The organism is Arsenicibacter sp. R0_47 (genome assembly GCF_057652235.1).
Map to the genome: position 1 here is coordinate 16649 of NZ_JBYFCJ010000015.1, position 26396 is coordinate 43044.

The 26396-nt window shown below is 42.3% G+C and carries 27 protein-coding genes; 18 read left to right on the forward strand and 9 right to left on the reverse strand.

Annotated features, from left to right (window positions below):
- The first annotated feature begins 19 nt into the window (after window positions 1–19).
- The 10 genes from AC23NW_RS21545 to AC23NW_RS21590 all read left to right on the forward strand — a co-directional run bounded on the left by AC23NW_RS21545 (window position 20) and on the right by AC23NW_RS21590 (window position 11251).
- Entirely contained in the window at window positions 20–508 is a 489-nt protein-coding gene (locus AC23NW_RS21545; protein WP_487451946.1) for a hypothetical protein, read from the forward strand.
- Window positions 509–650: 142 nt separating this feature from the next.
- Window positions 651–2183: a Fic family protein gene (locus AC23NW_RS21550; protein WP_487451947.1), complete on the forward strand. Its 1533-nt coding sequence runs from the start codon at window positions 651–653 to the stop codon at window positions 2181–2183.
- A gap of 376 nt (window positions 2184–2559) precedes the next feature.
- Window positions 2560–3426, forward strand: coding sequence for an AAA family ATPase (locus AC23NW_RS21555; RefSeq protein WP_487451949.1), 867 nt, complete (start codon window positions 2560–2562; stop codon window positions 3424–3426).
- Between the two features lie 2 nt (window positions 3427–3428).
- Window positions 3429–3893, forward strand: coding sequence for a hypothetical protein (locus AC23NW_RS21560; RefSeq protein WP_487451950.1), 465 nt, complete (start codon window positions 3429–3431; stop codon window positions 3891–3893).
- Window positions 3894–3899: 6 nt separating this feature from the next.
- The gene (locus AC23NW_RS21565) at window positions 3900–4400 is read left to right on the forward strand and encodes a hypothetical protein (RefSeq protein WP_487451952.1); all 501 of its coding nucleotides are present in this window, start codon (window positions 3900–3902) and stop codon (window positions 4398–4400) included.
- A complete protein-coding gene (locus AC23NW_RS21570) occupies window positions 4397–5278 on the forward strand; it encodes a CBASS oligonucleotide cyclase (protein WP_487451954.1) in 882 nt (293 codons plus the stop codon). The genes AC23NW_RS21565 and AC23NW_RS21570 overlap by 4 nt, the downstream gene beginning before the upstream one ends.
- Complete coding sequence (locus AC23NW_RS21575; protein ID WP_487451956.1) at window positions 5275–6774, forward strand: dsDNA nuclease domain-containing protein; 1500 nt, start codon at window positions 5275–5277, stop codon at window positions 6772–6774. The genes AC23NW_RS21570 and AC23NW_RS21575 overlap by 4 nt, the downstream gene beginning before the upstream one ends.
- Window positions 6775–6871: 97 nt before the next feature.
- Window positions 6872–7888, forward strand: a complete 1017-nt coding sequence (locus AC23NW_RS21580) for an RES family NAD+ phosphorylase (RefSeq protein ID WP_487451957.1) — start codon at window positions 6872–6874, stop codon at window positions 7886–7888.
- Between the two features lie 453 nt (window positions 7889–8341).
- Window positions 8342–9625: a hypothetical protein gene (locus tag AC23NW_RS21585; protein ID WP_487451958.1), complete on the forward strand. Its 1284-nt coding sequence runs from the start codon at window positions 8342–8344 to the stop codon at window positions 9623–9625.
- A 444-nt stretch (window positions 9626–10069) separates the two neighbouring features.
- The gene (locus tag AC23NW_RS21590) at window positions 10070–11251 is read left to right on the forward strand and encodes a tyrosine-type recombinase/integrase (RefSeq protein WP_487451959.1); all 1182 of its coding nucleotides are present in this window, start codon (window positions 10070–10072) and stop codon (window positions 11249–11251) included.
- A gap of 93 nt (window positions 11252–11344) precedes the next feature.
- Here the strand turns inward: AC23NW_RS21590 and AC23NW_RS21595 are convergent, their stop codons facing one another.
- The 3 genes from AC23NW_RS21595 to AC23NW_RS21605 are packed head-to-tail and all read right to left on the reverse strand — an operon-like array spanning window position 11345 to window position 14006.
- Window positions 11345–12484, reverse strand: a complete 1140-nt coding sequence (locus AC23NW_RS21595) for a glycine-rich domain-containing protein (RefSeq protein WP_487451960.1) — start codon at window positions 12482–12484, stop codon at window positions 11345–11347.
- Window positions 12485–12501: 17 nt separating this feature from the next.
- Window positions 12502–13599 (reverse strand): glycine-rich domain-containing protein, encoded by a 1098-nt coding sequence (locus AC23NW_RS21600; RefSeq protein ID WP_487451962.1) that lies wholly within the window; start codon window positions 13597–13599, stop codon window positions 12502–12504.
- Window positions 13566–14006, reverse strand: coding sequence for a hypothetical protein (locus AC23NW_RS21605; RefSeq protein ID WP_487451963.1), 441 nt, complete (start codon window positions 14004–14006; stop codon window positions 13566–13568). The genes AC23NW_RS21600 and AC23NW_RS21605 overlap by 34 nt, the downstream gene beginning before the upstream one ends.
- Before the next feature lie 283 nt (window positions 14007–14289).
- Here AC23NW_RS21605 and AC23NW_RS21610 point away from each other — a divergent pair, with 283 nt between their 5' ends.
- From AC23NW_RS21610 to AC23NW_RS21630, 5 genes are all read left to right on the forward strand, one after another.
- Window positions 14290–14478, forward strand: coding sequence for a helix-turn-helix domain-containing protein (locus AC23NW_RS21610; RefSeq protein ID WP_487451965.1), 189 nt, complete (start codon window positions 14290–14292; stop codon window positions 14476–14478).
- 53 nt (window positions 14479–14531) lie between these two features.
- Window positions 14532–15440: a toprim domain-containing protein gene (locus tag AC23NW_RS21615; RefSeq protein ID WP_487451966.1), complete on the forward strand. Its 909-nt coding sequence runs from the start codon at window positions 14532–14534 to the stop codon at window positions 15438–15440.
- Window positions 15441–15598: 158 nt separating this feature from the next.
- On the forward strand, window positions 15599–15919 hold the full coding sequence (locus AC23NW_RS21620) for a JAB domain-containing protein (protein ID WP_487451967.1): 321 nt from the start codon (window positions 15599–15601) through the stop codon (window positions 15917–15919).
- A 219-nt stretch (window positions 15920–16138) separates the two neighbouring features.
- Entirely contained in the window at window positions 16139–17062 is a 924-nt protein-coding gene (locus tag AC23NW_RS21625; RefSeq protein ID WP_487451968.1) for an ArdC family protein, read from the forward strand.
- A gap of 278 nt (window positions 17063–17340) precedes the next feature.
- Window positions 17341–17568 (forward strand): hypothetical protein, encoded by a 228-nt coding sequence (locus AC23NW_RS21630; RefSeq protein ID WP_487451970.1) that lies wholly within the window; start codon window positions 17341–17343, stop codon window positions 17566–17568.
- A gap of 76 nt (window positions 17569–17644) precedes the next feature.
- Here AC23NW_RS21630 and AC23NW_RS21635 read toward each other — a convergent pair whose 3' ends face one another.
- The 4 genes from AC23NW_RS21635 to AC23NW_RS21650 form a co-directional block, all read right to left on the reverse strand.
- Window positions 17645–18028, reverse strand: coding sequence for a hypothetical protein (locus AC23NW_RS21635; RefSeq protein WP_487451971.1), 384 nt, complete (start codon window positions 18026–18028; stop codon window positions 17645–17647).
- Window positions 18012–20759, reverse strand: a complete 2748-nt coding sequence (mobF, locus tag AC23NW_RS21640; protein ID WP_487451972.1) for a MobF family relaxase — start codon at window positions 20757–20759, stop codon at window positions 18012–18014. The genes AC23NW_RS21635 and mobF overlap by 17 nt, the downstream gene beginning before the upstream one ends.
- 169 nt (window positions 20760–20928) lie before the next feature.
- Window positions 20929–21696 (reverse strand): hypothetical protein, encoded by a 768-nt coding sequence (locus AC23NW_RS21645; RefSeq protein WP_487451974.1) that lies wholly within the window; start codon window positions 21694–21696, stop codon window positions 20929–20931.
- 28 nt (window positions 21697–21724) lie between these two features.
- Window positions 21725–23230 carry a type IV secretory system conjugative DNA transfer family protein gene (locus AC23NW_RS21650; protein ID WP_487451976.1) on the reverse strand — a complete coding sequence of 502 codons (1506 nt, stop codon included), beginning with the start codon at window positions 23228–23230 and terminating at the stop codon, window positions 21725–21727.
- A gap of 468 nt (window positions 23231–23698) precedes the next feature.
- Here AC23NW_RS21650 and AC23NW_RS21655 point away from each other — a divergent pair, with 468 nt between their 5' ends.
- Entirely contained in the window at window positions 23699–24361 is a 663-nt protein-coding gene (locus tag AC23NW_RS21655; protein WP_487451977.1) for a SprT-like domain-containing protein, read from the forward strand.
- A gap of 69 nt (window positions 24362–24430) precedes the next feature.
- Here the strand turns inward: AC23NW_RS21655 and AC23NW_RS21660 are convergent, their stop codons facing one another.
- The gene (locus tag AC23NW_RS21660) at window positions 24431–24601 is read right to left on the reverse strand and encodes a hypothetical protein (RefSeq protein WP_487451979.1); all 171 of its coding nucleotides are present in this window, start codon (window positions 24599–24601) and stop codon (window positions 24431–24433) included.
- Window positions 24602–24759: 158 nt separating this feature from the next.
- On the reverse strand, window positions 24760–24948 hold the full coding sequence (locus AC23NW_RS21665; RefSeq protein ID WP_487451980.1) for a hypothetical protein: 189 nt from the start codon (window positions 24946–24948) through the stop codon (window positions 24760–24762).
- A 148-nt stretch (window positions 24949–25096) separates the two neighbouring features.
- On the opposite strand from AC23NW_RS21665, the gene AC23NW_RS21670 reads away from it, so the two are divergent.
- Window positions 25097–25363, forward strand: coding sequence for a hypothetical protein (locus tag AC23NW_RS21670; RefSeq protein WP_487451981.1), 267 nt, complete (start codon window positions 25097–25099; stop codon window positions 25361–25363).
- A 74-nt stretch (window positions 25364–25437) separates the two neighbouring features.
- Window positions 25438–26319 (forward strand): hypothetical protein, encoded by an 882-nt coding sequence (locus tag AC23NW_RS21675; RefSeq protein WP_487451983.1) that lies wholly within the window; start codon window positions 25438–25440, stop codon window positions 26317–26319.
- Window positions 26320–26396 lie beyond the last annotated feature (77 nt).

Here is a 26396-nt window from a genome sequence, read left to right on the forward strand (position 1 = left end):
GGCTGAAATGACGATAGATATGACGATGTTAATTTCGGTACTGGCGTTATTAGGCTTGTTTTGGCAGGTACATTTGCAACGAACCCATAACGAAAAATCACTTAAACCCTTGGGTCAGATCGATTTCAGAGACCGGGGAAATCAGCTCTATATTCGTGTGAGTAATAATGGCTTAGGACCGCTGATTATTGATCGGCTCTGTTTCATCAAGGACGGAAAGACCTATAAGACTATTGAAGAGTGTCTGGAACTGGATCGGCGCTCCTATTCACGGATAGACAGCAATGAGTCTATACAAAAAGTGATTTTACCCAATTCGTTCCTGACAATTTTTGAAACACATTTTGAAGAGCATGAGGGTGATGTGGTCATGGGCCATGTCCGAAAACAATTAGCTCCAATCGCCTTAAAAGTAGAATTCCGCGATATTTACGACAATAAAATGAGTCTTAACCGCAATTTTCAGTGGTTTCTAAGGCATGACTTAAGCGATAGTAAAAGTGTTTGATTTTCAGTGATATGTATTGTATATATCCATGCTGGATATAGGTTCAGACTAGCATAAATTAAAATTTGACATCAAATACTAATTGTGGTACAGCATTAAAAACTAACTTTGATGAAACATCAAAAACTAGTAACGGTGCATTATGGCAAGCCCTGCCGAAAAACTGGCTCAATCCCTAGAAGTTCTCCACTCTTTGCAACAAACTCAGAAAGCTATTGCCATCCGAGGCAACGACTTAACCCGTACCCATCGGGAACGCTTACTCAAGAATGGTTTTTTAAAAGAAGTCCTGAAGGGATGGTATATTGCCACCAGACCTGATGAACAGCTGGGGGACACGACCGGCTGGTACGCATCTTTCTGGCAATTTTGTGCGGCTTATCTACAGGAGCGGTTTGATCAGCAATGGATTTTGTCGGCTGAGCAATCCTTAGCCTTGCATAGTGGGAATTGGGTCGTTCCGGGACAACTGCTGGTCAAGTCACCAAAGGCCAATAATAATCAAACTAACCTGCTGTTTGGCACGTCCTTGTTCGATATAAAGGGTACGGTACCTGATGAGGATGAATTAGTGATCAAAGACGGAATACGGGTTTATTCCTTGGCGGCTGCATTGATTTTCTGTTCACCCGTTTTCTTTACCCGTTCGGAGATGGATGCCCGCAATGCTTTGTCATTAGTGCGGGATGCCTCCGATTTACTAGCGATTTTATTACGGGGAGGGCACAGTGTGATCGCCGGTCGGTTGGCTGGTGCTTTTCGCAACATGGGCAATCATAAAATCGCTGATGAATTGATCCAGACAATGCAATCGGCTGGTTATAACGTCCGTGAAGATGATCCATTTACCTCACCATTTGCAGGTATCTTATCGTTTCGGGAAACCTCACCCTATGTCAACCGAATCCGGCTGTTGTGGCAAAGTATGCGCGGGCCGGTTATTGATCGATTTCCGGCGGCTCTCGGATTGTCACAGAGCGTGGACAGCTACCTGCAACAGGTCGATGATGTATTTGTGACGGACGCCTATAATTCGCTTTCCATTGAAGGTTATCAGGTTACTCCTGCTTTGATTGAGCGGGTCCGTCAGGGCCAGTGGGACCCCGATCAGATCATTACCGATCAGGAACAAAAAAATGCGCTGGCAGCGCGTGGTTACTGGCAGGCGCATCAGGCAGTCAAGAAAACAATTAAATCAATTCTGCAAGGTCAGAATGCCGGTGAGGCTGTCGAAAACGATCACCGCATCTGGTATCGGGAATTATTTGCCCCCAGTGTAAGTGTTGGTTTGTTAAATGCCAGTGATCTGGCAGGTTATCGCACGGGACAGGTATATATCCGGGGCTCCAAACATGTGCCGCTCAATCGGGAGGCGGTTCGTGATGTGATGCCGGTATTTTTTGAGCTACTTGAGTCTGAGCCGGAGGCCTCGGTGCGGGTGGTGCTCGGCCATTTTATCTTTGTTTATATCCATCCCTATATGGATGGTAATGGCCGGATAGGGCGTTTTTTGATGAATGCGATGCTAGCCTCAGGAGGCTACCCTTGGACAGTCATTCCCCTCAGTGAGCGCAGCCGGTATATGCAAGCTCTGGAAAAAGCCAGTGCGGAACAGAATATTGGTGATTTTGCTAATTTTCTGGCTGGTTTGCTAGAGAAAAACAAAACTCCATAGTTCAGAGTGGCTTGCAAGTCTTTTCTGAAAAAATAGCCAGATGGTGCTGCAATTGTGCGGTCTTCATTAGTCTCGGCTGAAGGCCGAAGTTATAGAGTCAGTGGGACGGCCCGTGCACTGAATTATTGAGCATAGACGATGCAAATGCTGAAATCGGCGCCAAAGTCGACAACTATTATGTTATGCGAAAATATTCCAGCATAAACGACTGCAGTCATGTTCAATTTAAGTCTAATCGCCTTCCTCAAAACTAGCAAGACGACTGTCCGCTAATAGCCGACCATCCGACATATTTTGCCAATATCAGAGACTTTACTGGTGAAATTGATAGCTCAACACCTTTACAATTAAGCATTATTTTAGTAATTTAATATTTATGCATGAAAAAGGAATTCTAGATCAAAGAGCTTTACCATCCGCAGAGTTCGACGAACTTTGGGAACGTATCATTCTACCAGGTAAGATAAAAAAGCAGCTACAAGCGCAAGTATTACTCGAATTAACATTGAGATCTAAAATTCCATCTAAGGCCGCAATACCCCTTCATGGAATCATACTTTTAGTTGGTCCTCCTGGTACGGGCAAAACTTCTATTGCTAAGGGCGTGGCTTCTTCTGCTGCTGCTGCGTTGAAAGGCGCAAAAGTTGAATTCATTGAAGTTGAGCCACATGCGCTTACCAGTTCTGCATTAGGAAAAAGTCAGCGTGAGATTCGACGTTTTCTGGAGGAGGTAGTGTCAGAACAAGCTAATCGAAGCCCGCTTATTGTATTACTGGATGAGGTGGAAACGTTAGTTGCCGATCGTTCAAAGATGAGTTTGGAGGCAAACCCTGTCGATGTGCACCGCGCTACTGATGCTATGCTTGCTGGATTAGACAACCTTGCGGCAAAATTCCCTAAATTATTATTTATAGCTACTAGCAATTTTGAAGGCGCGTTAGATCCCGCATTCATTTCGCGGGCTGATCTTGTCTTGCGAATAGAGAAGCCCACCGCAGAAGCTTGTGAAGTTATTTTAACGGATACCCTGCATGCACTAGGTGAGCAGTGGCCAGAAATTAATAAAATTCCAAAACATGCTGATTATAAGACGCTTGTGCATGAAGTTGTGGGTATGGATGGACGACAGATTCGTAAATCAGTGATTAGTGCCTGCACACAAGATATTCAAGTCGTCTTGAATCCTGGCCTTCTGACCATTCAACATCTCAAACAATCCATCAAGCAGTCTAAACAGAATTAATAATGAGCATTGTTACTAGAAGATTTTCTGCTTGTCCGGTTAGAACATCAGCTAACACATGGAATACTATTGTGGATGTAATTGCATCAGCATCAGCGCAGGCTCGTCAAGAATTATTAAAAATAGAAGGTATAGCTGCTTCTATTATATCAGATGAAACGCCCAAGAAAAATCCTATAACAATTATAGGAAGTGGTTCTCGATTGCGAATATACTGTCTGTACGATGAAGACGGTTCTACGGAAGATGCAAGTGAAGCAAAGCTTAACTGGAATCCGTTTGAGAGTGATTGGGAAATCTATCTGCCTGTCGAGACGAATGATTTGGTTTGGGTTCGCAATGCACTAAAAGAAAAAGGCACACGCTTTAAAGCGTATGAACAAGGTACTACACCTGATATAGAAGATAGCTACAAATCCAGTAATGGCACAGATCAAGAACTGACTATTGATGTTTCAAAACTGTAAAAGAACATGAGTACGCTTGTCTCAGTAAACACTTATGCACATACCGTAACGTATGTTACGGATAAAATGCTAAAGTCGTTACGGTTCATTATAACTAGTACCGGTTTAGATCCTAATAAATTTGTAAGCGATTGGTCAGTTTACGAACGGGCAATCGAGACTTGGTTGACCTCTCGTCACCTCAGAACAGTCGTGTTGGAAGTAATAAGTTCATCAGGAACACTTGTCACGAGGTGTGATTTTGATATTGACTACACATACGGTAATGGAGAAGGGTCTATGTGGGTCGATACTGACGCCTTGAAGTATGCAATTGCAAAGTTTGGCACTATTCCATCAAACTGCACTTACAAAATAATATTGACAGTTGCACCTGGTGAGCCAGCTGTTTCTGGGTGGGGAGATGCTTCATTTCTTTCGACTGATGGTTTTGTTAAACAAGGGTTAGGCACCACAATTGGCACAAATGCTATTGGTGCTCAGGCTTCATATTGGAGAAAATCATGATATCAACTTTTGACGCTTTCAAGAAATTTAAATCCCGCTTGGAATTGAGAGCAGGAGAACAAACTAGAGCAAGTAATCTCCAACAGGAGGTTCGAAAGCTGGTCGCTAACCATTTTGCCGTTGACAGAGACTTTCTAACCGGCTCTTATAAAAGACATACGAAGACACGTCCACTAAAAGATGTGGATATATTCTTCGTATTGAACAAGGAAAAGGAAAAAAAATATTTGGATAATCCACTAATTTTACTTGAAGATATTTGTGAAACACTTGCTCCAGAATATGGAGAAAAATGCGTGAAGATTGGACGCAGATCAGTTGGGATTGATCTAGCTTATGATCCTAATGATGAAGATAAGATAATCAGTCTTGATGTTGTACCAGCCTTTGCTAAAAGTGATCATTATCAAATTCCGGATAGAACTCTAGAAAAGTGGGTATTCACTAATCCGGAAATTCACGCTGAAGAAGCGACTGCGGCCAACAATGCATTTAACTGTGAATGGAAGCCAATGGTTAAGATGATAAAGAAGTGGAATGAGAATCAAGGAAAGCCTATCAAGCCTTCTTTTCTTATTGAGGTAATGGCTATGGAGTTATTATATCCTCCATTCTCTGGAGGATATATTTACGAGCTCAAAAGCTTTTTTGCCACGGCTGCAGATCGCATTGCTGAAACTTGGAATGATCCGGCAGGATTAGGCACGCCAGTTTCTGATCAAATGGACTCAGCAATGATTGCTACTGCTCGTCAGAAATTGCAGCAGGCAGGTAAGTTTGTAGACCAAGCAATACAATTAGAGCGTACAGGTAACCAAGGTGGTGCGTTACGTGTATGGCGAGATAGTATTTTCGGTGAAATGTTTCCATTATCATGAGTGCAGAAGCAGAAATGGAAGGGCCAACTAATGAAACTAATAAGCCGTTTACGCTTATTAGTCCTATGGGCATGGGAGGAATAATTGGTGGTGATGGGTATTCATTTCAAGAACGCTACATAGTTTGTAAAATTCCAGAATGGCTCGCTAATAGTTCTTTTTTGAAATTGATGAACGAAGGAACTGGTGACGTAGACGTTGTTTATGCAGAAAATGGAAATTCGTATTATGATCATATCCAAGTTAAAGACCATAACGTTACTCCCGCAGAACTCTTGGAAGTAATTAAAGGTTTTGCTTCTATTGATAATGGAACAAGTAAAGTATATAGAAAATATATTTTGGTGGCACCTTCTACAAGTCAGATTGTAAAGTCTTTAGTAGACGCGGTCGCAAGATATAGGAATGCAGAAGAATTTTTTAATGACGAAAAGGGAGTGGAAGCTCTTAGTACTACTAGAGAAGCACTAGTAGAAAAAATTGCTAGCATTGGAGCAAGTGCATATACCGATATTATAAAGAACAAAGTATATTTCGAGATTGGAGTTTTTGATTTTAATGACAATCATGTTTGCAAACGTCAGTTCTTATCATCGCTTGCCGAGCATGAGCGTTACAAAGAATACTTATATCATCTGCTTGATCCTGTGTATTCTAAACTGATTGATGAGATTTCAGCTCATAGAGGTAAAGCGCTAGATCATTATAGAATACACAGTTTAATTGAATCTGCATTAACTGCGCCAGAAAAAATTAGCAGAGGCACTGTTCTATATATCCATAATTGGACAGCAGAAAAATATGATATAGAAGCCTCAATAACAGTAGATTGGTCTGAGCATTTCGTTAGATACACACGATCAGTTCCTGACCCTGATGTTTGGAACTCCACACTAATTCCTCAACTGTATAATGTTCAGCAAGATCTAGCAAAATCTACAAGTAACCGAGATATTATATTTAGAGGTAAGTGTGCTTTGTCGACTGGGTTCGCACTTGGAATGATCTTTCCTGAGATCGGAAACTGGAATTTTGAAATTTTCCAATATCCACAGATTTGGAGATCAACTGCAAAAAAAGTGGAAGTCTACAACTTGAAGTACGAGACTGTTAATCCGCTTGACTATGGTATTGGAATAGAAAATCAAGAATTAGCTGTAGTTTTTAATATTAGTGGAAAAGCAATGGATGAAGTTGTTGATTATCTAATAGAAAGTAATATATCAGTTAAACAGTTAGTACTAATTGATCCATCTAACACACCTGGTAATCTATCTATAAAAGATGATTCAGAAGCAGTCTCTTTAGCAAGTGCCTCTAAGGATATAATCAAAGAAATGATAGTCAGGTATAAGTCGAAGAAAACACATTTATTTTACTTTGGTCCTCTCGGACTATCTATATTTATTGGACAAAAACTGACTTCCGTTGGTCAAATTCAGCTTTATGAATTTCAAGACCCTGGTTACAAGGCTTCCTGCTTAATTAGAACGTAATCTAATAAGTTAACTAGCTTAATAACTGGCAAAAAAATATAACATTAGACCTATCTTAATCTAAAAAAAATGTTACTAACCGTAAGCTGTAAAAATCATGAGAGATAATAAGAAGAGCGACCCTTTTTTACATTTAAGTCTGTCCGAAAAACAAGACGTATTTGATGATTACTTTGAAAGAGATTTAGAAAGCTACTTCACATCAAGCGTTATTTGTTGCGATAAATGTATGTCAAGCTTTACGAAGCAATGGCCAGGCACTTATTCGCAAAGTGACGCATTATGCCATTGGAAAACAGAAGATTTTATCAAACAATCTAGGATTTCAGATGTATTTACAGCCGACGAAATTCAGTTGTTGTTACCCGGATTGCTTTGCCCTAAATGTGGTTCGAGCCTGAATGGTAGCGGATTTATGATTTATGAGCATCCTTTTTCTTTGCCTGATAACTTTGAGAATATACTTTCTGAAATTTCAAATATTGCAAATGAATTTCCATTCCTACTATTAACTCATCCTTTCGCAAAAAGCGTCTATGATACTATTGGAAGGATGAAAAATATTGTAGCTGTCACACATATGAAGAAAACCTTTTACAGAGGACGTGACGCATCAAATGGCGTATTTATTTCGCTAAACGATTTTAGTTATCCTCCAAAAGAATTTGTTACTGAAGGAAGATATAATCACAACGGTCATTCTATGCTATATTTAGCTGATTCAAAAGAAACTGTTTGGGCTGAAATAGGAGCTCCAACAACTAGCCTTTACATTGCTGCACTTACCATAGATATAAAGTTGACTGTGCTTGACCTTACAGTAAAAGATGAATGTAATAATACGGATGAAGAGACCATGCAGACTATTGCCGCTTCTTCAATCTGTGCTGCACCGAGACTGAGCACAGGTTGGAGTAAGCCTGAATATGTATTTACGAGATTTGTTGCGGATTGCGCTAAATCATTTGGATTTGACGCAATTAAGTACGGCTCAACAAAGAGCCCCCACGGATACAATTTGGTGCTATTAACACCACCGACTGATTTTAGTACTATTGCAACCCTCGAGAATATCAGTCTGAAAAAACCATTGTCAGAAAGTATCATTTCGTGAAATCTTTCATACTAACTGTGAAAGAACTTTTTTGGGTAGAATTGCTTTAAACGACCCGCGCAGTTTAAAATCGTAATAGTCATTATACTGCTGTTATTCTTATGTTATTATCCATGCCCTGAAAAAGAATTCTTAAAGACAACTCATGTCGATCGCCATATTATTCTTGACTCATAGGTCCCCTGTCATGCGAGCGGTAGAATATTGTTTAATTTAATAAACGGTATTCCTCATTTGATTACGAGCATATGTTATACTAAATCATGACAGTGTTCAGCTTAGCATCTTCAACACACTAGAGTATCGGATTAAGTGTCAAACGTGAATATGTTTGAATAATTACAATTCAAATTTAAAAAAGCACAAACATTTGACTGTTCCTCTGATGGAAAACTAAATGCAACAATATATTTGTAGTATTTAAAAAAAATAGTAATTGATCGTTTTTGAGAAATGAAATCGCAAAATATTCATCTGCCGCCAGAATATAAAAAAAGGTTTGATACTGTCAAGGCATTCAAGTTTATTTTGCCCTTATTAAAATTATTTGTACGTATAAAGGTTGCTGGAAAAAAGACAAAACTGTTTATAGAGGAAATAGAAAAAATAAACCGGTTTATGGATGAGTTTACGATAATGCTTGAAGAATTTAACGCAATATTTCAAAATAGATGCTGGATAATATCTGAGTCCACAGATATTCTGGTAGCAAAAAAAGCCATACTATTGGCAAAAGATGATAAGATTGATGAAGCTGAAATGTTATTGGCTTCATGTTTTGAAGGGCAAAAATTACAGCATACAATACAGCGATTATTAGGGATTAAAGCATTTCGCCAGCGAGAGCACCTTCTTGAAGAAGCAGCAATATTGTGCGGCGAGAAAAGATTTCTGGGAGCTATACCCTTATTGTTCATCATTATCGATGGAGTCGGTCAAGACTGTTTTGGTAAAGCTATTTTTAGTCAAGGTGTGGACTTAAATGAAATAAATGCAATCGCCGGCCATGCAGAAGGCATAGCCAATCTTACTATCGAAATGGCAAGAACCAGACAAGCGCTTAACCTTGAAGAGATAAACTTCCCTTATAGAAATGGCATCATGCATGGACGAGATGTTAATTTTGGTAATGCTATTTTGGCTGCAAAGCTTTGGTCTTATTTATCATGTGTTGCTGACTTAATCAGAGCTCGTCAAGAAAGTAATAATAAAAAACCAGAGGATGATGCTACACTATTAGATATTTTATCAAGCCATAAAAAGATCAAATTAGAACGTAAAGAGCTTGATGCATGTATAAAACGTCCAGCATTTGAAACAGAATGGAGTTTGAGCTCCCCAAAGCAAAACTCTTTACAAAGTGGAAGCCCTGAGCAGAAACTTTCAGAATTTCTAGGTATGTGGAAGCGTAATAATTTTGGCGAAATGGGGAAAATGACAGTTTATTTTGATAGTAGACCTATAAATAAGCGGGCAGGAGGTATTAGAAATGATTTAAAAGGTATTACATTAATTGACGCAAGTATTATAAAGGTTTCCGATGAAGCACCGGCTATAACAAATATTGATTGTCTGCTTACAGCTCAATTAAAAGGTAATCAAATAATTGAGAGCTTTACTTTTCGTTTAATTTATAGTGATGATTATAACAACCCTGTCACGAGAGGTAATTCCAGGGGTACGTGGAAAATTCTTGCATCTTACCAGGGCTGGGCTTGGAAACTACGCAGCATTTAGGGCAGATAAGGCATACTACATCACAGATACGATTCCTGCCGAGCTGGATTGTGGTTGTAATTATAATATCAATCATTTGATTAGTAACTGACTCTACATCGTTGCATAAAAAGATAAAATGATATTTTTATATAGACATTACTCTGGAATGGGGGCATAATTTGGGGCATGTAAGATGCGAAATCAACTGCATTCATAATCAATTCAAACGCTTAGGGTTGAAATGGCAATGCGACATCCGGCACCACTCTTTTTTTTACTGACATTATTTGTCTTTAACAAAGCGGGAATTATTCAATTTTCGCAATGCCTTAGGTTTATCCTGTCTTTATCAATATATTCCTATCATTCACCCACAGTAACCAAAAGTGGGGGCATGATTGGGGGCATGAAATGGCCCTTGGACTTCGAAATTGATAGTAACAAGCAGCATGAGGTGTAATCATGGCATTATCAAATATGGCATGCCAGACAGCTAAACCCAGAATCAAGTCTTATAAACTGGCAGATGGTGAAGGATTATACCTTGAAGTCACTCCGAATGGGACAAAGTTATGGCGCCTCAAGTACCGGCTTCACGGTAAGGAAAAGCGTATTTCTATTGGGGCCTATCCTGCCATTTCAATAGCAGATGCCCGTAAGGCCAAAGATGAGATTAAACGAGATATAAAAATAGGTATCGATCCTGTATTGAAACGACTCAAAGAGGCTCAAACGCAGGCATTGAAACAGCAGCTAGATTTTAAGTCGATGGCTCTGGAATGGTATAGCAAGCAGATTTCTTTATGGAAGCCAAAACATGCAGATATCATTAAACACCGTTTTGAGAAATATATATTTCCCTGCTTGGGCGGTTTCCCTCTTTCTGAAATTAAACCGGTTCTTATGCTGAATTGTATTCAGAAAATTGAAAAAACAGCTCCTGATCTCGCGCGCCGGATGAAGGCCATGTGTAGCCATGTATTTAAGTATGCTATTGCTACCGGTCGGGCAGATAGTGATCCTACATATGGTTTAGAGGCAGCAATGCAAAAGTTTAAACGAGGACATTATGCGTCCATTTCAGTGGATGAATTTCCTGAATTTTTAGCTTGTCTCAACAACTATGAGAGCAAAGTGCATCGACAGACTTTTTTGGCCATCAGACTTTTACTTCTGACATTTGTTCGTACATGTGAACTTGTAGAGGCGAGGTGGGATGAAATCAATTTTGATAAGGCTATCTGGATCATTCCTGCGGAACGCATGAAAATGAAGCTTCCTCATATTGTTCCATTAGCACAGCAGTCATTGAAAATTTTCCAAGAACTTAAAGAATTGAATGAAAACAGGGGTTTTATATTTCCTAGCTACTATAACACAAAGACACATATGTGTAAAAATACTATGCTTGTCGCAATAAAACGGATGGGTTACAGCGGTAAAATGACAGGTCATGGATTTCGATCACTTGCCTTGGGAATCCTGAAGGAGAAGTTGTGTTATCCTCACGAAATTGCTGACAGGCAACTGGCTCACGTTCCTAAAAGTAGTGTAGACCGCGCTTATGACCGTGCCCTGTTTCTGTCACAGCGTACAAAAATGATGCAGGAATACGCTGATTATATTGATGGAGTTCTGGAATAGGTTGTGTTATTACAAATTTTGAGGATAAGAGCATAAGGTACGTTTTCACACGTAACTTGATTGAATACTATAGAACTCTCAAAAAATCTACGATCAAAAAAAGGCTGTAATCTGAACATATCCTGATCCGCCCGAGCCTCCATCCCCAGACTTATTGCTACCTGAACAGGCTAAAGCACCGCCGCCGCCGCCGCCAGCACTACGACCGCCAGCTCCACCGGTTGGACCATCTATACAACTCAAGGTCGAGGCAGCACCATTTCCTCCTGATCCTGCTATAGCACCATTTATACCAGAAGAAGATGATGCAGAGTTAGTCGTTACGCTTCCAAATTGTGCTGAGCCGCCAGCGCCAAAAGCAGTAGAGGTTGTCATGTATGTAGTACCTCCACCTCCACCTCCGCCTCCGCCTGAAAACCCTGATGATGAGCTACCTGCGATTGCTGCGGCCAGTCCACCGCCTTTTCCGCCCGAAACTCCTCCTGTAACAGCAGTTCCGCCGTTGTTATTACCCCCAAAAGTCCATGTACCACCATTTCCTTTTATGCCACCAGCAGCAGATAGTAGGGTAGTAGATCCTGCAATAACAGTACTTGATCCGCCGTCAGTGCCCGCGTTGCCCATAGAACTGGCTGTAACTCCAATGCCCCCTGATCCGCCTGTACCAACAGTGATGTTTAGACTAGCTGGATTGCCATAGTTAGCTAAAACAAAATTTCCGCTTGCTGCGCCGCCTGACCCCCCGCCACCGCCACCACCCGTATTATATCCCGGGGTATATTTTCCGCCTGACCCGCCTCCACCTCCACCGCCTAAAACCACAATATATAGGGAAGTTGCATTTGCCGGAACTGTGTAAATAAAGCTTCCGGCAGAAGTATACTCAGTCATCTGTGCGCTTGAGCTTGTTGTTAAAGCTGTCCATGTAGTCCCGTTGCATACTTGTACTGTTGTTCCTGTATAACGTAAACGACCATTACGTGAGCTATTACATGTGCTGGAGTCATTTCCTAAGTCAATATTTTTTGTGCCGCTGGAAGTCCATATTTCTAATGGTAAAAAGGACGCACCATCACAGACCATTCTTTCGCAAACGTTTGAAGCACAGTTTTCGTAAGAGTTTCCCGCATGTGTGGAGTTTGAGCAGGGAGGTGTTTGTGCCCAAGAGCTAGAGGAAATGATAAATCCAACAAATAGAATAATAATAAGGTATGCGTTTATATAAAATTTCATTTCTTTGCTCCCTTGAATTAAAAGTAAGTCATTATACGAACGATTCCATTTCCACCACTTCCGCCAGCCCCCGAGCTTCCACTTGAATTAGCTCCCCCACCCCCGCCGCCAGCGCCTCGTCCCCCTGCGCCACCATTTCCTCCAAGAGTGCCACCGTTTCCTCCTGATCCTGCTAAAATACCATTCATACCCGCGCTACCTGCTATATTAGGTGTGCTAGTAGTGCCAGACTCTGCATATCCTCCCACACTAAATGAAGTTTGTATTGCTGATGCATTTAGCCCGCTACCCCCGCCGCCGCCGCCGGAATAGGTAGGTCCATTTCCAGCAGAACCTGCAGCGGAAGTATTTCCCCCGTTTGCACCAGAAGCGCCATTAAAAGGGGCTGCGCCACCTGAACCAGCTAAATTAATCCCACCACCATTGCCTTTTGTTCCCCCGTCAGCAGAAACTAGCCTTACATTATTTGCTATCACATAAGATGGAGTACCGTCCGATCCATTTATGCCATTTGTTCCTCCAGAAGGGTTACCGCCAGCACCACCACTGCCCACTACAATTATTAAATTTGTTGGATTTCCATATTTTGTTAAATTAAATGTTCCTCCAATCGCTCCACCAGAACTTCCACCACCCCCACCGCCCCGAGCAGTACCACTTCCGCCGACTGATCCTGATCCACCACCCCCACCACCCCCGATAGTAATTACTGTAATATGTGTGGCACCCGCTGGAATTGGATAAATCCCAGTGCCTACAGATGTAAAGTCAGTAATTTGAGGCCCTGGCAAAGTGCGCCAAGTGGTTCCACTACAAACTTCTATTATGGTTCCTGTCCATCTTAAGCGTCCAGTGCGTCCGGTATTACAGGTACTCGTGTCATTGCCTAAATCAATATTTTTGGTTCCAAGAGTTTTTGACCAGATTTCAAGCGGAACATAGGCCGAGCCATTACACACCATGCGCTCGCAATTATTACCAGCACAGTTTTCATAGGAGTTACCGGCATCGCTTGCGACGGCGCAAGGCGGGGTTTGCGCATAAGCAGTGCTATACACACCAATCAATAGGAGTGCGACAATTAATCGTCGCGGCCAGCGCCAAAGCGTTTCCATGTTTTACCGTTGCAATAGATAAAGAGATCAAGCGGCTTGTCGTAGAAAATGGTGCCGGGCGGCATGGCGCAGGGTGATCCAACAGGATCGGCACGGCCACCGACAACATGAGGTTCGGTAACCTGATAGAGCATGGGATTTACGCGCATCTGCGCGTAAATAGCCTTTAAAGACTGTTCTACATTTGGGTTAGAATCGGCCGCAGATGAAAAGCCGGTCGTCAGAGACCATATTGTTATTGTAAGAAAGAGTAATAATACGGCGCTGTATTTTAAGCGAAACGATAAACGGCCATTATGAATAATATGAAAATAGGGGGGGGGGGTCATGTATTGCTTACAACGAACATTGAATGGCCGTTTAAAAACCATTTCAGCCTTGTCGGATGCAGTAAAAGCATGAAGCATAAGGGGTTTCCTATTAGCGAGCGAAAGCCTCTCAGGCGGGCTCCTTATATAAGCATACCGGTTAAAGTGTATCAAATTTCTTAATAAATATCAGAGAGCTTTCCGGCTGCCAAGAATATCATAAAAAGGCTATGACTTTGTCCGTATATACATTATTCCTTATTAACAGGATAAAATTCCTATTGATTTCCGGCTACTTCTGCTGATAACATGAATATATTCCTAGTCATAGGACGTTGGCCTTGTTAATGTCTGCCTATAGCCCGAGCGATGGAGGATACCGATGACTGAAAAAATCGAACCCTTACTGGACCGCAAAACTGCTGCCCGTTATCTGAACGTTTCACCTGGTACACTGGCGGTTTGGGACTGTACAAAACGCTATGATCTTAAGCCGATTTACATCGGCAGATCGGTGCGTTATCGGCGGTCAAATCTGGACAAGTTTATTGAGCAGCGGCTGCATCGTTAAGTGCTGACTGCTTTATAAAACCCCTTTTCTCAACTTTGTCTAATGAGGTCGCCATGAATATTGATCAGGCGAAAGCCATTCCTATTGCCGAAATTCTTCTTAATCTGTCGATACACCCACGGCGGCAAACAGTTGATAAGTTACTTTATCTTTCACCTATAAGAAAAGAGAAAACACCGAGTTTCTGGGTCTATACCAAAGCCAATAGATGGCACGACTATGGAGATGGAAGAGGAGGGGACCCTATAGATTTGGCATGTGCTTACTTAAAACACACGAAAGAGGATTATACCGTTTCAGATGCATTACGGTGGCTGGGAAATATGTCTGTCGCTCCGCTTAACGTCCATTCCTTTTATCCGGACCCGCTGCCTAAGCCTGAACCCGAATTGATATTGAAAGATAAAAAGCCTATTCAGCATCTTGGATTAATTCAGTATCTGACAAAGCGTGGTATTGATCCGGATTTGGCTCGTTTATATTTAAAAGAAATTCACGTTCGAAACCGTCAGACACATAAAAGCTTCTTTTCGTTGGGCCTCGCTAATGTAGAAGGGGGCTATGAACTTCGGAATCCTTTCTTTAAGGGTTCACTTGGCCATAAAGCCATTTCATTTATACGGGGGCAGGTACCGAAACCAGATAGTATCCACCTGTTTGAAGGAGGCATAGACTACCTTTCGGCATTGATGCAGGCAAAAATACCAGGGTTCAAAGGAGATACGATTGTTCTTAATTCTGTAACCGGTTTGACAGAAGCCATTGCCTACATCCGGAATTATGGATACCGCGTTGCCTACAGCTGGCTGGATAACGATTATGCTGGAGGAAAAGCAACTCAGACTTTCGCAGCGTTTGCCGCCACTCAAGCCGATTTACTTCATAAGCCCATGAACCGGCTTTATATACCACACAAGGATGTCAATGCCTGGCATATGCATCAGCTTAACCTCTCTTTTTAGGGAGCCTATATGCAGTATAACATACAGTCTTTGTTTAAGGTCAATGAGGTCGAGATCGTGTACCGGAATAAAATTCCTTATCCGGATCGTATACACTCACCCGTTCGGCAACGGCATATGAGATCCTTTTACAGGCCTGGGATGATAACAAAGTCGAGTTGGTTGAACAATTTAAAATTCTCCTGCTTGACCAGCAAAATAATTGCCTGGCCATATCCAGTATTGCATCAGGCACCATGACGTCGTGTTTCGCCAATCCACGACTGATCTTCGCTACAGCGATCAAGTCAAAAGCCACATCTATTATTTTAGCTCATAATCATCCAAGCGGAAATTTAAAACCGAGCGCAAGCGACATCAGCCTGACGCGTAAACTCGTAGAAGGGGGTAAACTACTGGATATCTCTATTCTTGATCACCTGATCATTACACCGCGTAATTATTGTTCTCTCGCTGATGAAGGGCTGATGCCAAAATAGTATTCAGGTCTTGTCTGGTGTGATTGCATACCCTCTGTCTGCGGTTAGTCATTTAGCTGAATGCTTACCGGACAGCGCTCAGCGTCACCAACCACAATATTCGCCTGCGAGGCACAGCCTCGCATTCCCCGCCAGACCAATATTCTGGCTGGTTTGTTCGCTAAAGCCGCCCGGTTTTTCGCCATCAACTGACCAACCACAAACAGAAGGATATCTGAAATGACTTCTACACCAACCGACACTCAATATAATCATGGATCAGATACATCTCAGGGGGATATCTATAACCGTATTACTAATAAAATACTGGCTGATCTGGAAAAGGGGCAACTGACTTGGCGTAAGCCCTGGCATAGTGATCATTTAGCCGGCCATGTTACGCGGCCTCTCCGATGGAATTCAATCCCCTATACAGGAATTAATACCCTGCTTTTATGGGGGACATCCGCAGATAAGGGCTATATCTCTCCCTACTGGATGACCTTTAAACAAGCTGCTGATCTGAAAGCCAGTGTTCGTAAAGGCGAAAAAGGAACTCCGGTTGTGTATGCAGATAAGATAATTAAAGAGCATGAAAATGAGGATGGTGAACGTAGTGTAAGCCAAATTCCGTTTTTGAAAACCTTTACCGTTTTTAATGCCACTCAGATTGATGGTTTACCGGAGAAATTCTATCAGGGGCCTGAAATTACTTCTGTTAACACTCATCAAAGAAATGAGGCGCTCGATCTCTTCTTTGCTCAGACGAAGGCAGACATCTATACCGGAGGACAAGCTTCATATTCACAAATAACGGACCGTATTCAGATGCCGCCATTTGAGAGTTTTGAAAGCGTTACCCGATACTATGGCGTATTAGCTCATGAGTTGACTCACTGGACAAAACACCCTCAACGTTTGAACCGCGACTTAGGCCGTAAACGCTACGGAGATGAAGGTTACGCCCGCGAAGAGCTTGTTGCAGAATTAGGTGCTAGTTTTTTGGCTGCTGATTTGGGTTTTGAGCCTGTACCGGAGGAGTACCATGCAGCTTACCTGCAATCCTGGCTTGAGGCTCTACAGAATGATAAGCGCCTGATTATTACAGCTGCATCCCACGCTCAGAAGGCCGTTGAGTATATTCATAAACTACAGCCCTCCTGATCTCTGTATGGGACTGCCGGAAGGTGATGGATATATTGAGGCTTGTGGAGGCATCAGACGATCAATTTTCCTGTTTTGATCTGTTGACAAATGAATGGCAGCCTAAGCGAGACTGTCTGGCCAACGCTTATCCCTCATTTTTAACGTCGTTAAAAATGCTCTGCGACTTAGCCTGAAAATAGACACTATGTATCGATTTTCAGGCTTCGGGGAGCTATCCCGCCTGCCTGCGCTTTTTTCGCTACCATCATCAACAGCACAAAAAAGGAGATTTGCTGATGACAGACCAAACCGAAAATAATTCCAAAACCCCTACCCATGCTGTTTACGTAGTTGAAGTCAGAGAAGGCAGTAACAAATCTGAATGGCATCGGGTTGGAAGTGCGTGGGAGCATAGTGACCAGGACGGTCTCAATCTTTCAATCAATGCGTTAGGAATTGCCTATCTGCAAACTAAAGGACAGGGCGCAACTTTAGCTGTCCGCCGTAATAAGCAACAGCGCTAAATCAGAAACAGCCGGAGGGCCACAATCTCCGGCTGTCTTTCTGGTTTTTAAGACTAATATCAGATTGACGCCTTAGTTAATTTCGCTGTTCGATCTGTGCATCCGTTACCATTGTTCCTGTGTCTTCAATGATCCTGTAACGCTCATCCTGAACGATAATCCAGCGGACACTCATCTCAACCAGATCCAGAAATAGCGGCTCCAGACTATAACCGGTGATTGTTAGTGAGTATCCGGAAAATAGGAGCTGTATTATATTTTTTTCTCCATCAGATCGGAACTCGCCTGCAATCAGATAGGCGTAGTTAAGAAAATGCTGCCGGGCGTCCGGCCATAATATGGCAAGGCTTCGTGGTCGGTCAGGTGGAGTGTAAGCCGTTCCCTGATTTACTGTTTCCGGATCACCTGTTGGGTTGCCTTCCCGCATTTGATCAAAACGTAATTTAAAGCTGTGGCTCATAATGACGATCTTTACGTTTAGACGGTGATAAATTAGCGCTGTCCTTAGCGACCGGCGCGTTGTGTGGCGTTCTGGTTAGCTCCTCACGGATATGATGATGTATCAGATCTTCTGTCATATCAGACTGGAGGACCAGTTCTATGGCCGACTGGCGATCGCCCATCCGCGATGCGTATGACAGTAATGCTTCATAGTTATCAGTATAAATACGGGCTCGGTCACGTCCCCTTGAAACAGATACGTAGAATTGTTTAGCATCTGTTCCCGGAAATGTGGCGGCTGGCTGTGCAATAAAGACCTCATCTACGGTCTTGCCCTGTGAAGCATGTGAGGTGACACAATAAGCATACGCAAGATGGCCATACTGCTGGTTCAGCCTGTACTCTGCACGGCTGACTGGGTTCCGTAAAATGATAGGGCTGGACTTGCCAACTTTGACAACCTCTAAGACTTGTCCGTTATTAAGCCGATTTTTTTCCTGATCGAATCCGTTCCGTGTGATACGTACTTTATCTCCCTTGGCAAGCTTGATTTCTTCCGGCTTATAAAGTTCATAATCACTGCTTTTTCCAACGGGTAAAGGAAGTATATCTTCTCCATTGCGAATAAAAATACCTTTGGCTGAAGCCCGTTCTACTATCCACTGGCTTCCTCTTTTAATGCCAGGTCTATTCTGACTGAACTGTATAACCTGACCCGCTTGAAAATTTCGCCAGTCAGCTTTCTGAGCCTGGGTCAGATTTAAGTTGCTTAACCGGTTTACCGTTAGCTCTTTCTTTCCTAGATTTCCGTTGGCTTTGAGCTTCTCCCGAATCAGATGCGTTACATTGTCACCTTCAGCATGCGTGGGCGATACGACTAGTGCCGTTTTTCCGGCTTTAATTGTATCCATATAGTCCGCAACAAGCTGCTCATGAGGTTTTAGCGGGTCAACCTGCTGGATAAAGCCTATATCTTGTAGCTTCTTAAACGCATCGGTAACCTTTCCATCAGCAAGTGCTTCAACGGCCTCCCGATACGGAATATGCTTTTGCCGGTAAATCCGGCTTACCTCAGCCGTCCGTATTCCGGCTACGGTATTGAGTATACGTAGCGCATCTCCGCGCAGTACGCTGCTGTGTTGTCTACTGTCGCCCCCCAGAATAAGCCTCGCATTTTGCCGTTGCGCCAGTTCAAGTAAGGCTGTCATATCTGTGGTGCCAAGAAGCCCCGCTTCATCAACCCATAATACCTGATTTGTCAGTTGCTTCTGCAATGCAGGGTCAACAAGTAGTCTGGCGACTGTTTCAGCTTGGGTGAAACCTTCATTCCGCAAAACGTTCCGTGAAGCTTCAGAGGAAGGAGCTACTATCAGAACCTGTTTACCTGCTTTTTCAATATGCCCAACAGCTTCCTGCATTAAAGTCGTTTTGCCCGTACCCGCCGCTCCTCTGATAATTGAGACCCGGTTGGTAGTTGTCAGGATATGACGAATTGCCTCTGCCTGCTGGCCATCCAGTTTGAGTTCAGGGGCAGAATGGTAAAGTGGTTTAAGCTTGCCCTGATCCTGTCTGGCAAGTTTAACCATCTGCTGCTCTTCGCCTAAAACGGTCTTAGTTGTGCAAAGTATACGGCTGTTATTCTGAACCTGAATTAAGCGCTTATCCTGCCTGAAATGAATTGTCAGCGTATCCAGTGTCAAGTGCCGGTTACCAATACTGTGGCGATAGGCTGTTTCAAGCAGACGCCGGTCATGAATAACGGAAGCCCTTTCAAAGCCATGCTTGAGAGCATAGTCTATACAATGATCAGCCGTTAGGTTGGCTGATTCACGCACTTTGGCATGACGAATGGCTTGCTTACCAGTCTCTTTTTCATTTTCAGGTAGCTCCCTGATTTGTCGCCGCCAGTCTGATTTCAGGTCATCCAATGAAACGCCGTATTGTTTTCTGGAACGAGTGCGGGCACCTAGTTCACTGAGTTCTTTTGCGTCTGTAATGCCTTTCTCTTTTGCAATGCGTCCAATTTCATCAGTACGTTTAGAAAAGAGGTCAATAGCCGATTGGGGGACCCCGGAAATCTCAAAGGATTTGCCGGTTCGTCTTATATCGTAACCCAGATCAATCAACTGGTCTGATAAGCGTTTGTGAAACCGCGCTTGGTAGTATGGCATATCCCGTTTAATATCCCGAAACTGAACAGCTTTAATTTTTTGTTCTGTCTGATCATACGTTGCATTAAATACATAGCAATGAGCATGAAGGTGAGGGTCCGGAAGCTGACCATCTACAGGCCTTGCGGTCATATGAGTAAAATCTGCCCAAAGCATTTCGCCGGTTTGACGTTCGTCTTGAGTATAGTCTTTGCGCACCCGCGTTTTAGTATCAGCTTCAATATCCTGCATCGTTTGCCAGACAGCTTCCTGAAAGGCTTCTAACAAGTGATCATCCTTCGATAAGGCATGTAAGACAGAGAGGCTTTTAGGCGCATGAAAATTAATATCATAGCCTACCGTTCGTTCATCGCGGGTACGTGCTGTTAAGGGAGTGTTCGTAAGTGGATTACGGTTTTCGCACAATGCGAAAAACACCTCTCGGGTCACCGGCCCCGTCAGTCCCAGCCGTTCTGCCAGTTTCCCCTGGACCTGACCGCTGAGTTCCTGATCATTGATATAATAATCAGCCTGGCTGAGTGCTGACGTATAATAGGCTTTAGCGTGCCCCGAAGAGGTGCTTTGAATCATGCGGATCATGTGTCAATTGTAATGATGATTACCAATTGAACCCCTGACTTTCAGAGTCAGTTAATGAATAGCTATGGAGGATAATAGGTGGAGACCAGGCTATAAGCTGTGTTAGAACAGTATCTGGTTATGTCTATTGTTTTCATCAGACTTCTTCCCTTAGCACTGCTAAGGAGCTTTAGAGAGCGATGACCGCATCGTCTTCCTCGAAAAAACTGTCCACCAGCTGACGACGCATATCGGGGTCAGCAGGCCTTCGGCCATAAAAGTTAAAGCCGCGCGTTTCGTCGGCAGAACGGCCTTCGACAAAAGCGTTGACCAGCTCTTCATTACAGATCATCTCATCTATTTTATCCATGACAAAATGATCACCATTGCGATAAGCAGCCATATAGCTAAATGAATAGAAAATACTACAGAACATGAGCAAGTTGCCTAAAGCTTGGCCGAATATCCATAACAAAAAACCCACCATAAAACAGGCGACTGGCTCTAATAGAGTTGAGATCCGGCGTACATCTCCTTTATTACCTTCATAATCAAAATCTAAAAACCAAGGGTGAATCAATCCTGTTGAAAGGCTGAACCTTTTGAAATCAAAGACGGATGGTAAGCGTTTTATTTCTTCACGGCGCTGGTAGCTTACGTATAAAAAGACCACTACAAATAAGTACCAGGTCGCATAATGAAACAAAAATTCTTTTGAGCTCGAAGAGTGACGAAACTTATCTAACACAGAACTCAGCGCTGTAGGAAAAATAAGCAGTAATGCACTGATAATAAGCACATTTGAAAATGAAAAATAGCGCTCACCCATGTTGCGTCGTAAAAATACTTCGAGCACTAATCGAGGCCAAGAGCAAAATGTTAGAAAAAAGCCTAAGAAAGCGTCCTTGATAAGGTTTTGACGGCGAAATACTGTTTGGTAATAGAGATTTTTTTTCATGGTTTTACGTGTTTTAATAAATGATGAATTAAGGTTGATATTCTTGACTAAATGTCATCTTGACGTGATTAAGCCCCTTAAGAAGGCTATCGCCCTGACGATGCAGATAGCCTTCGACCTCGAATTTACACTTGGGTCCACCGGTTTTTAGGCGAACAAAAGCTTCTGGCCGTACCACCCGTTCGAGCTTGAGTGACTTTGACCGGGTTTGGGCAAAGTTTTGGGCAATGGTTGTGCTCTCGGATTGATCTTCAAAGAAGGCGTCCCCGATGAGCTCCGAAGCATACCGATTGGTTTCTATATCAGCGTTAGCATGAAAGATTTTAGTGCCTAATGTCCCCAAGAATGACTTGACGCGATATTCCGCTTTAGCTCCCCCCATCGAAGCATAGTAACTGGGAATATTCTGCGTGATGTAAACCGTACAAATACGGCTGCTACGAGCCGTCGCCTGATACTCGGCATCATGTTCATGGAGGAAGTGCTGGGCTTCATCCGCCCAAAGAAAGACAGGACGTCCATTTTGGTTAATGTCCCGCTTTTCCATGGCCCGTTGCCAGATATACTTGAATAGGATCTGGCAGTCCCGCCCAACCTTGTGATAGAGTTTGACGGGCAGGTTAATCAGAATAATCTTGCCATTCAGACTATCCTCAGGGGTAAATGTAGAACGCCCTTTGCAGAAGAGGGAATAGACGGGCTCCCGCAACAGACGAAACAAAAATCCGGAAAAGGTAAAATCAATAATTGACCTGGTCTTATCACTTAAGTTCAGATAGTTCTCCATAAAGAAAGTATCTAGGAATTTGAGGAGCCGGGCGTCGGGCAAGGCGTTAATCAGTCGCTGCTCAAACATTATATCATCCTGCAAGGCCTGGCGGTCTTCGACCGGTAATGAAGCTGCCCAGTGATCGATTTGCTGATTTACAACTTTACGAGCTGCTTCAAACGCCTGTTGAAATGGTTTGACCGTCTGATGATCTGTCAGAAGACTCTCACTTCCCTTGGGTATACTCATGACAATGTCATACATGTCCTGAATAGATACCTTGTCATAGGCAAGCTGGCACAAGTCGATTACATTGTAGAGCAACATATCCAACGCGGATTCCCAGAAAGCGTCATCTGACTTGCCGGCATCTTTTTCTTCACCCGCTCGAATAACGGTTTTGAGAACCTGTACTAAGTTATCGGTGAGAGCTTTTTCACCCATGGAATGGCGCGCTTCGTAATCGAGGAAATTGAAGGCGTGCTTTCCGCCTGGCTCCAGCACAATTAAATCCTTGCTGCGTCCGGCAAGTTGGCAACAGTGTTGCCACATTTGTTTTTCATCTGGTTTGGCTGTTAGAACCAGCCCCCCAAAATTATTTAATAAAAACTTACATAATATCGTATGTCCGGATCCAGAGGTCTTTCCACTGCCAATACCTCCAAATATTTGCGTGCCCTCAAGGCTGTTGCGAATGGTCCAGCTATTACACTCCGTCCTGGAAACCATTTCGATTAAAGGCTGGTCAAGATCGAATTGTTGCATTTCTAAAAGAGTTTTTTAGGTTAGATATCAGCGACAGAGATCGGTAAAGCTATCTGTGGCCGATGGGAATTATCTTTTATTTACGCAGATAGCAACCACCCAGCGGGCTTCTAACCATGAGCTGACCATACCGTGTGCGAACAACTTTGGGGCCTATACCATCCCATTCAAGTACAATTATGGCGAATGAAAAGCCGCATTGGTCTTTGACTTTAGTTATCATTGACTTTGAAGTTTAAAATTTGACGAATTGAAAGTTGTATTATGTTCAATGAGAACTAGCTGATCTGGGCCCTTGGATCAATTAGGTTACCAGCAAGCTAGTATTATTTATGTTTTTTGATGTAATTTTGTAATGTACATTACAAAATTATCCGGAGGAGGACTTTACAAAACCTGAAGCTGAAAATATTAAATAGACCATTTAATATTCTTGACCTAAAGGCGTAATCACTATCTCAATCAACCATGTCTGGAATTACCAAACAGCAGTTTAATACCCTTGAGGATTTATTCAGTTACTACAACGAAGCCCTCTTCAAAAACCAATTACCATTCTGTTTAATCAATCTATCACGACACCGGCGGGCGGCGGGTTACTTCATAGCTGAATACTGGAAATCAACCGATAACCAGACCAGACATGAAATTTCCATCAACCCTGATACGCTCTATAAAGGTGATGAGTATTGGCATAGTACCTTGGTGCATGAAATGTGCCATATGTGGCAGGCAGAGTATGGTGAACCATCACGCTATTCCTATCACAACAAAGAATGGGCAGCTAAAATGATCGAGGTTGGTTTAATACCATCCAGTACCGGCCAGCCTGGTGGAAAAAAAACAGGCCAGCATATGAGCGACTATGTTTTAAAAGATGGTCCATTTGAGAGAGCTTTCCAGTCGATTAGTCAGAAGTCTCTCCATAATCTGCGACTTCCCTTCATAACCAATATTACACTTACAACAGTCTTGCCCGAGACGGGAGCCGAACGTAAATCTGGCATTAAGATAAAATACTCTTGTAATTGTGGGACAAACGTATGGGGAAAATCAGGATTGCAGTTAAAATGTCTTCAATGCAATTCTATTTACAAAGAGAATGCACTGACACGCAAGGAGAACTTGTAGAAATGCACTGCTTAGCAGTTCTTGTAAATCGATGTTAGCAAGCCCAAAACACGGAGATATCGCTTATCATTAAATGGGAAAATAATAACCGTCAGCCCCACGTTGGAAAAAGCTCTGACCATTAACGACTAAAAAAGGCAGTTTTTTCTCTGATTGATCTTGGGCCAGATCACCGAACCCCCAATCGACAACTTGGGCCCAGGTTGAGCCACCGAAACATAGTTTGATCTTGATGTACATAATTTCTGAGTTTAGATGTTTGTCTTATTAGTTTAGTCCATTCAAATTAGCCTAAACGGAAATTAATGATACAGTGATCACATACTGGACTGGGCCCAGTCCAGTATGTGATTTCACATTGAAACACTGACTAAATGTCAGAAGAAATATGCTTCTGATTAAAAAATAGGGTCATTTTTGCTCTTGATGTGCTTTTCTTCATCAAATGGTTCCCAGGGATGTGTTGAGTCTAAACGCACCCAATTTGATCCGTCAGGGTGATTGTGAATGGTTCTGTTGTCTGGGTGAATAATAGCACGCTCTTCTGCTTCAGAATTGCTGTAGCCTCGATCTTGTAAACTTTCCATTGTTTCTAATTATTAATAAGACTCAAAAAAAACTCGTTAAGCATTAACTACGGCGTAAAGCCGCCTCCGGGCATCCAAATATCTCTTTACATTATGTATAAATTATGTATTATACCTTAGTAGATTTTACTTTATAAGGAGTTTAGTTATGAGTGAACCATCCTCGATTCCCCCTGTACAAGCGCTGAAATATGGAACAGAACCAGCTCCAACTCCTGAAACATGGAAAGATTTTTTTCAAGACAACGTAGGATCAGTAGCGGCTTTTAGCTATGTTGATGCTACGTACGACATGTTGGCAAAGCTGGAGCAGGTTATAAAGCTCAATGACTTTCAGGAGATGAAAGAAACTCTCACCGACTATTATATTGAGCGCTACAATTTCGTTAAACATGCTCTTGAAAATGATCTGTGATGTAAAGTTGTATAAAAAACTGATCTGCACGTTGAACTTTTCTTGCAGGTCTTTTTCAGAAAAACTATAGTTTTATGGAGTCAACTTATATATTGAGTCGATGGCAGGCTGTTGAATTATTTGTAAAAATAATTGCAAAATATGAAGATAAGCCTTCTCTTGAAATTGAAAAAGACCTCCCAGCCAAACTTCTTATGTATGGTCGGGCTGAGAAGTCGCTGGAAGTTGCAAAAAATGTTTTAGAGCCTATAGCTAATGCTATGGGTAGTCGTCAGTATTATCCTAAATTTCTATATGAGCTTAGTAACGAAATACGAAAAGGCTCTCCGGTTATTCGTACGTTTAGGAGGATGAACTTAGTGTTATGCTATTTGGGGGAGAGTGAAAGGCTATCAATTTATAACACAGTAGGGAATTTTGATGTAAAGCAAAATACGATTAAAAATACAGTATGGGTACTTTATACATATGAAAACTATTTCGATAGTGCTTTAGGCCAGAAGCAACCACTTTTATATTGTTATCCTGTTTATTTGTTAGATTATGGCTATACTAAAATACTAACTTTCGCTGCCAGAGATGGCGAAGTTGTTAGTAGGCATGAATATAAAGGTCAATATTGGATTAAAGAAAAAAGATATTTGCTAATGGATCTTCATATGGACGAAGCTCAAGAAAAAGAACTACGCGTAGTTTTTGATATAGGGCTTGGGGATATGAAAGAAGGCGATGTGGCATTAGGATATTATCTTAATGCAAGTAATAAAATCTATTTTGGTCCAATTGTGCTAGAAAAAAGTGCATATTCAAATATAGCTCAGCCAGCGATTTTTAAAAAGGATGATCCTCAGATTGATAAAGAGATTTGGGCGTATTTTGATGGTATAGAGAATATCCCTAACGAAGTAATGACCGAAGTGAAGATCAAGAAAAGACTGAAGAAATTCCTAAAATAGTACTTCCTGTAGAATTAGTAGCGAAAGGCACGATACTATAAATAATCACAAAAGATTACTTATACCGTAAAAAGAGT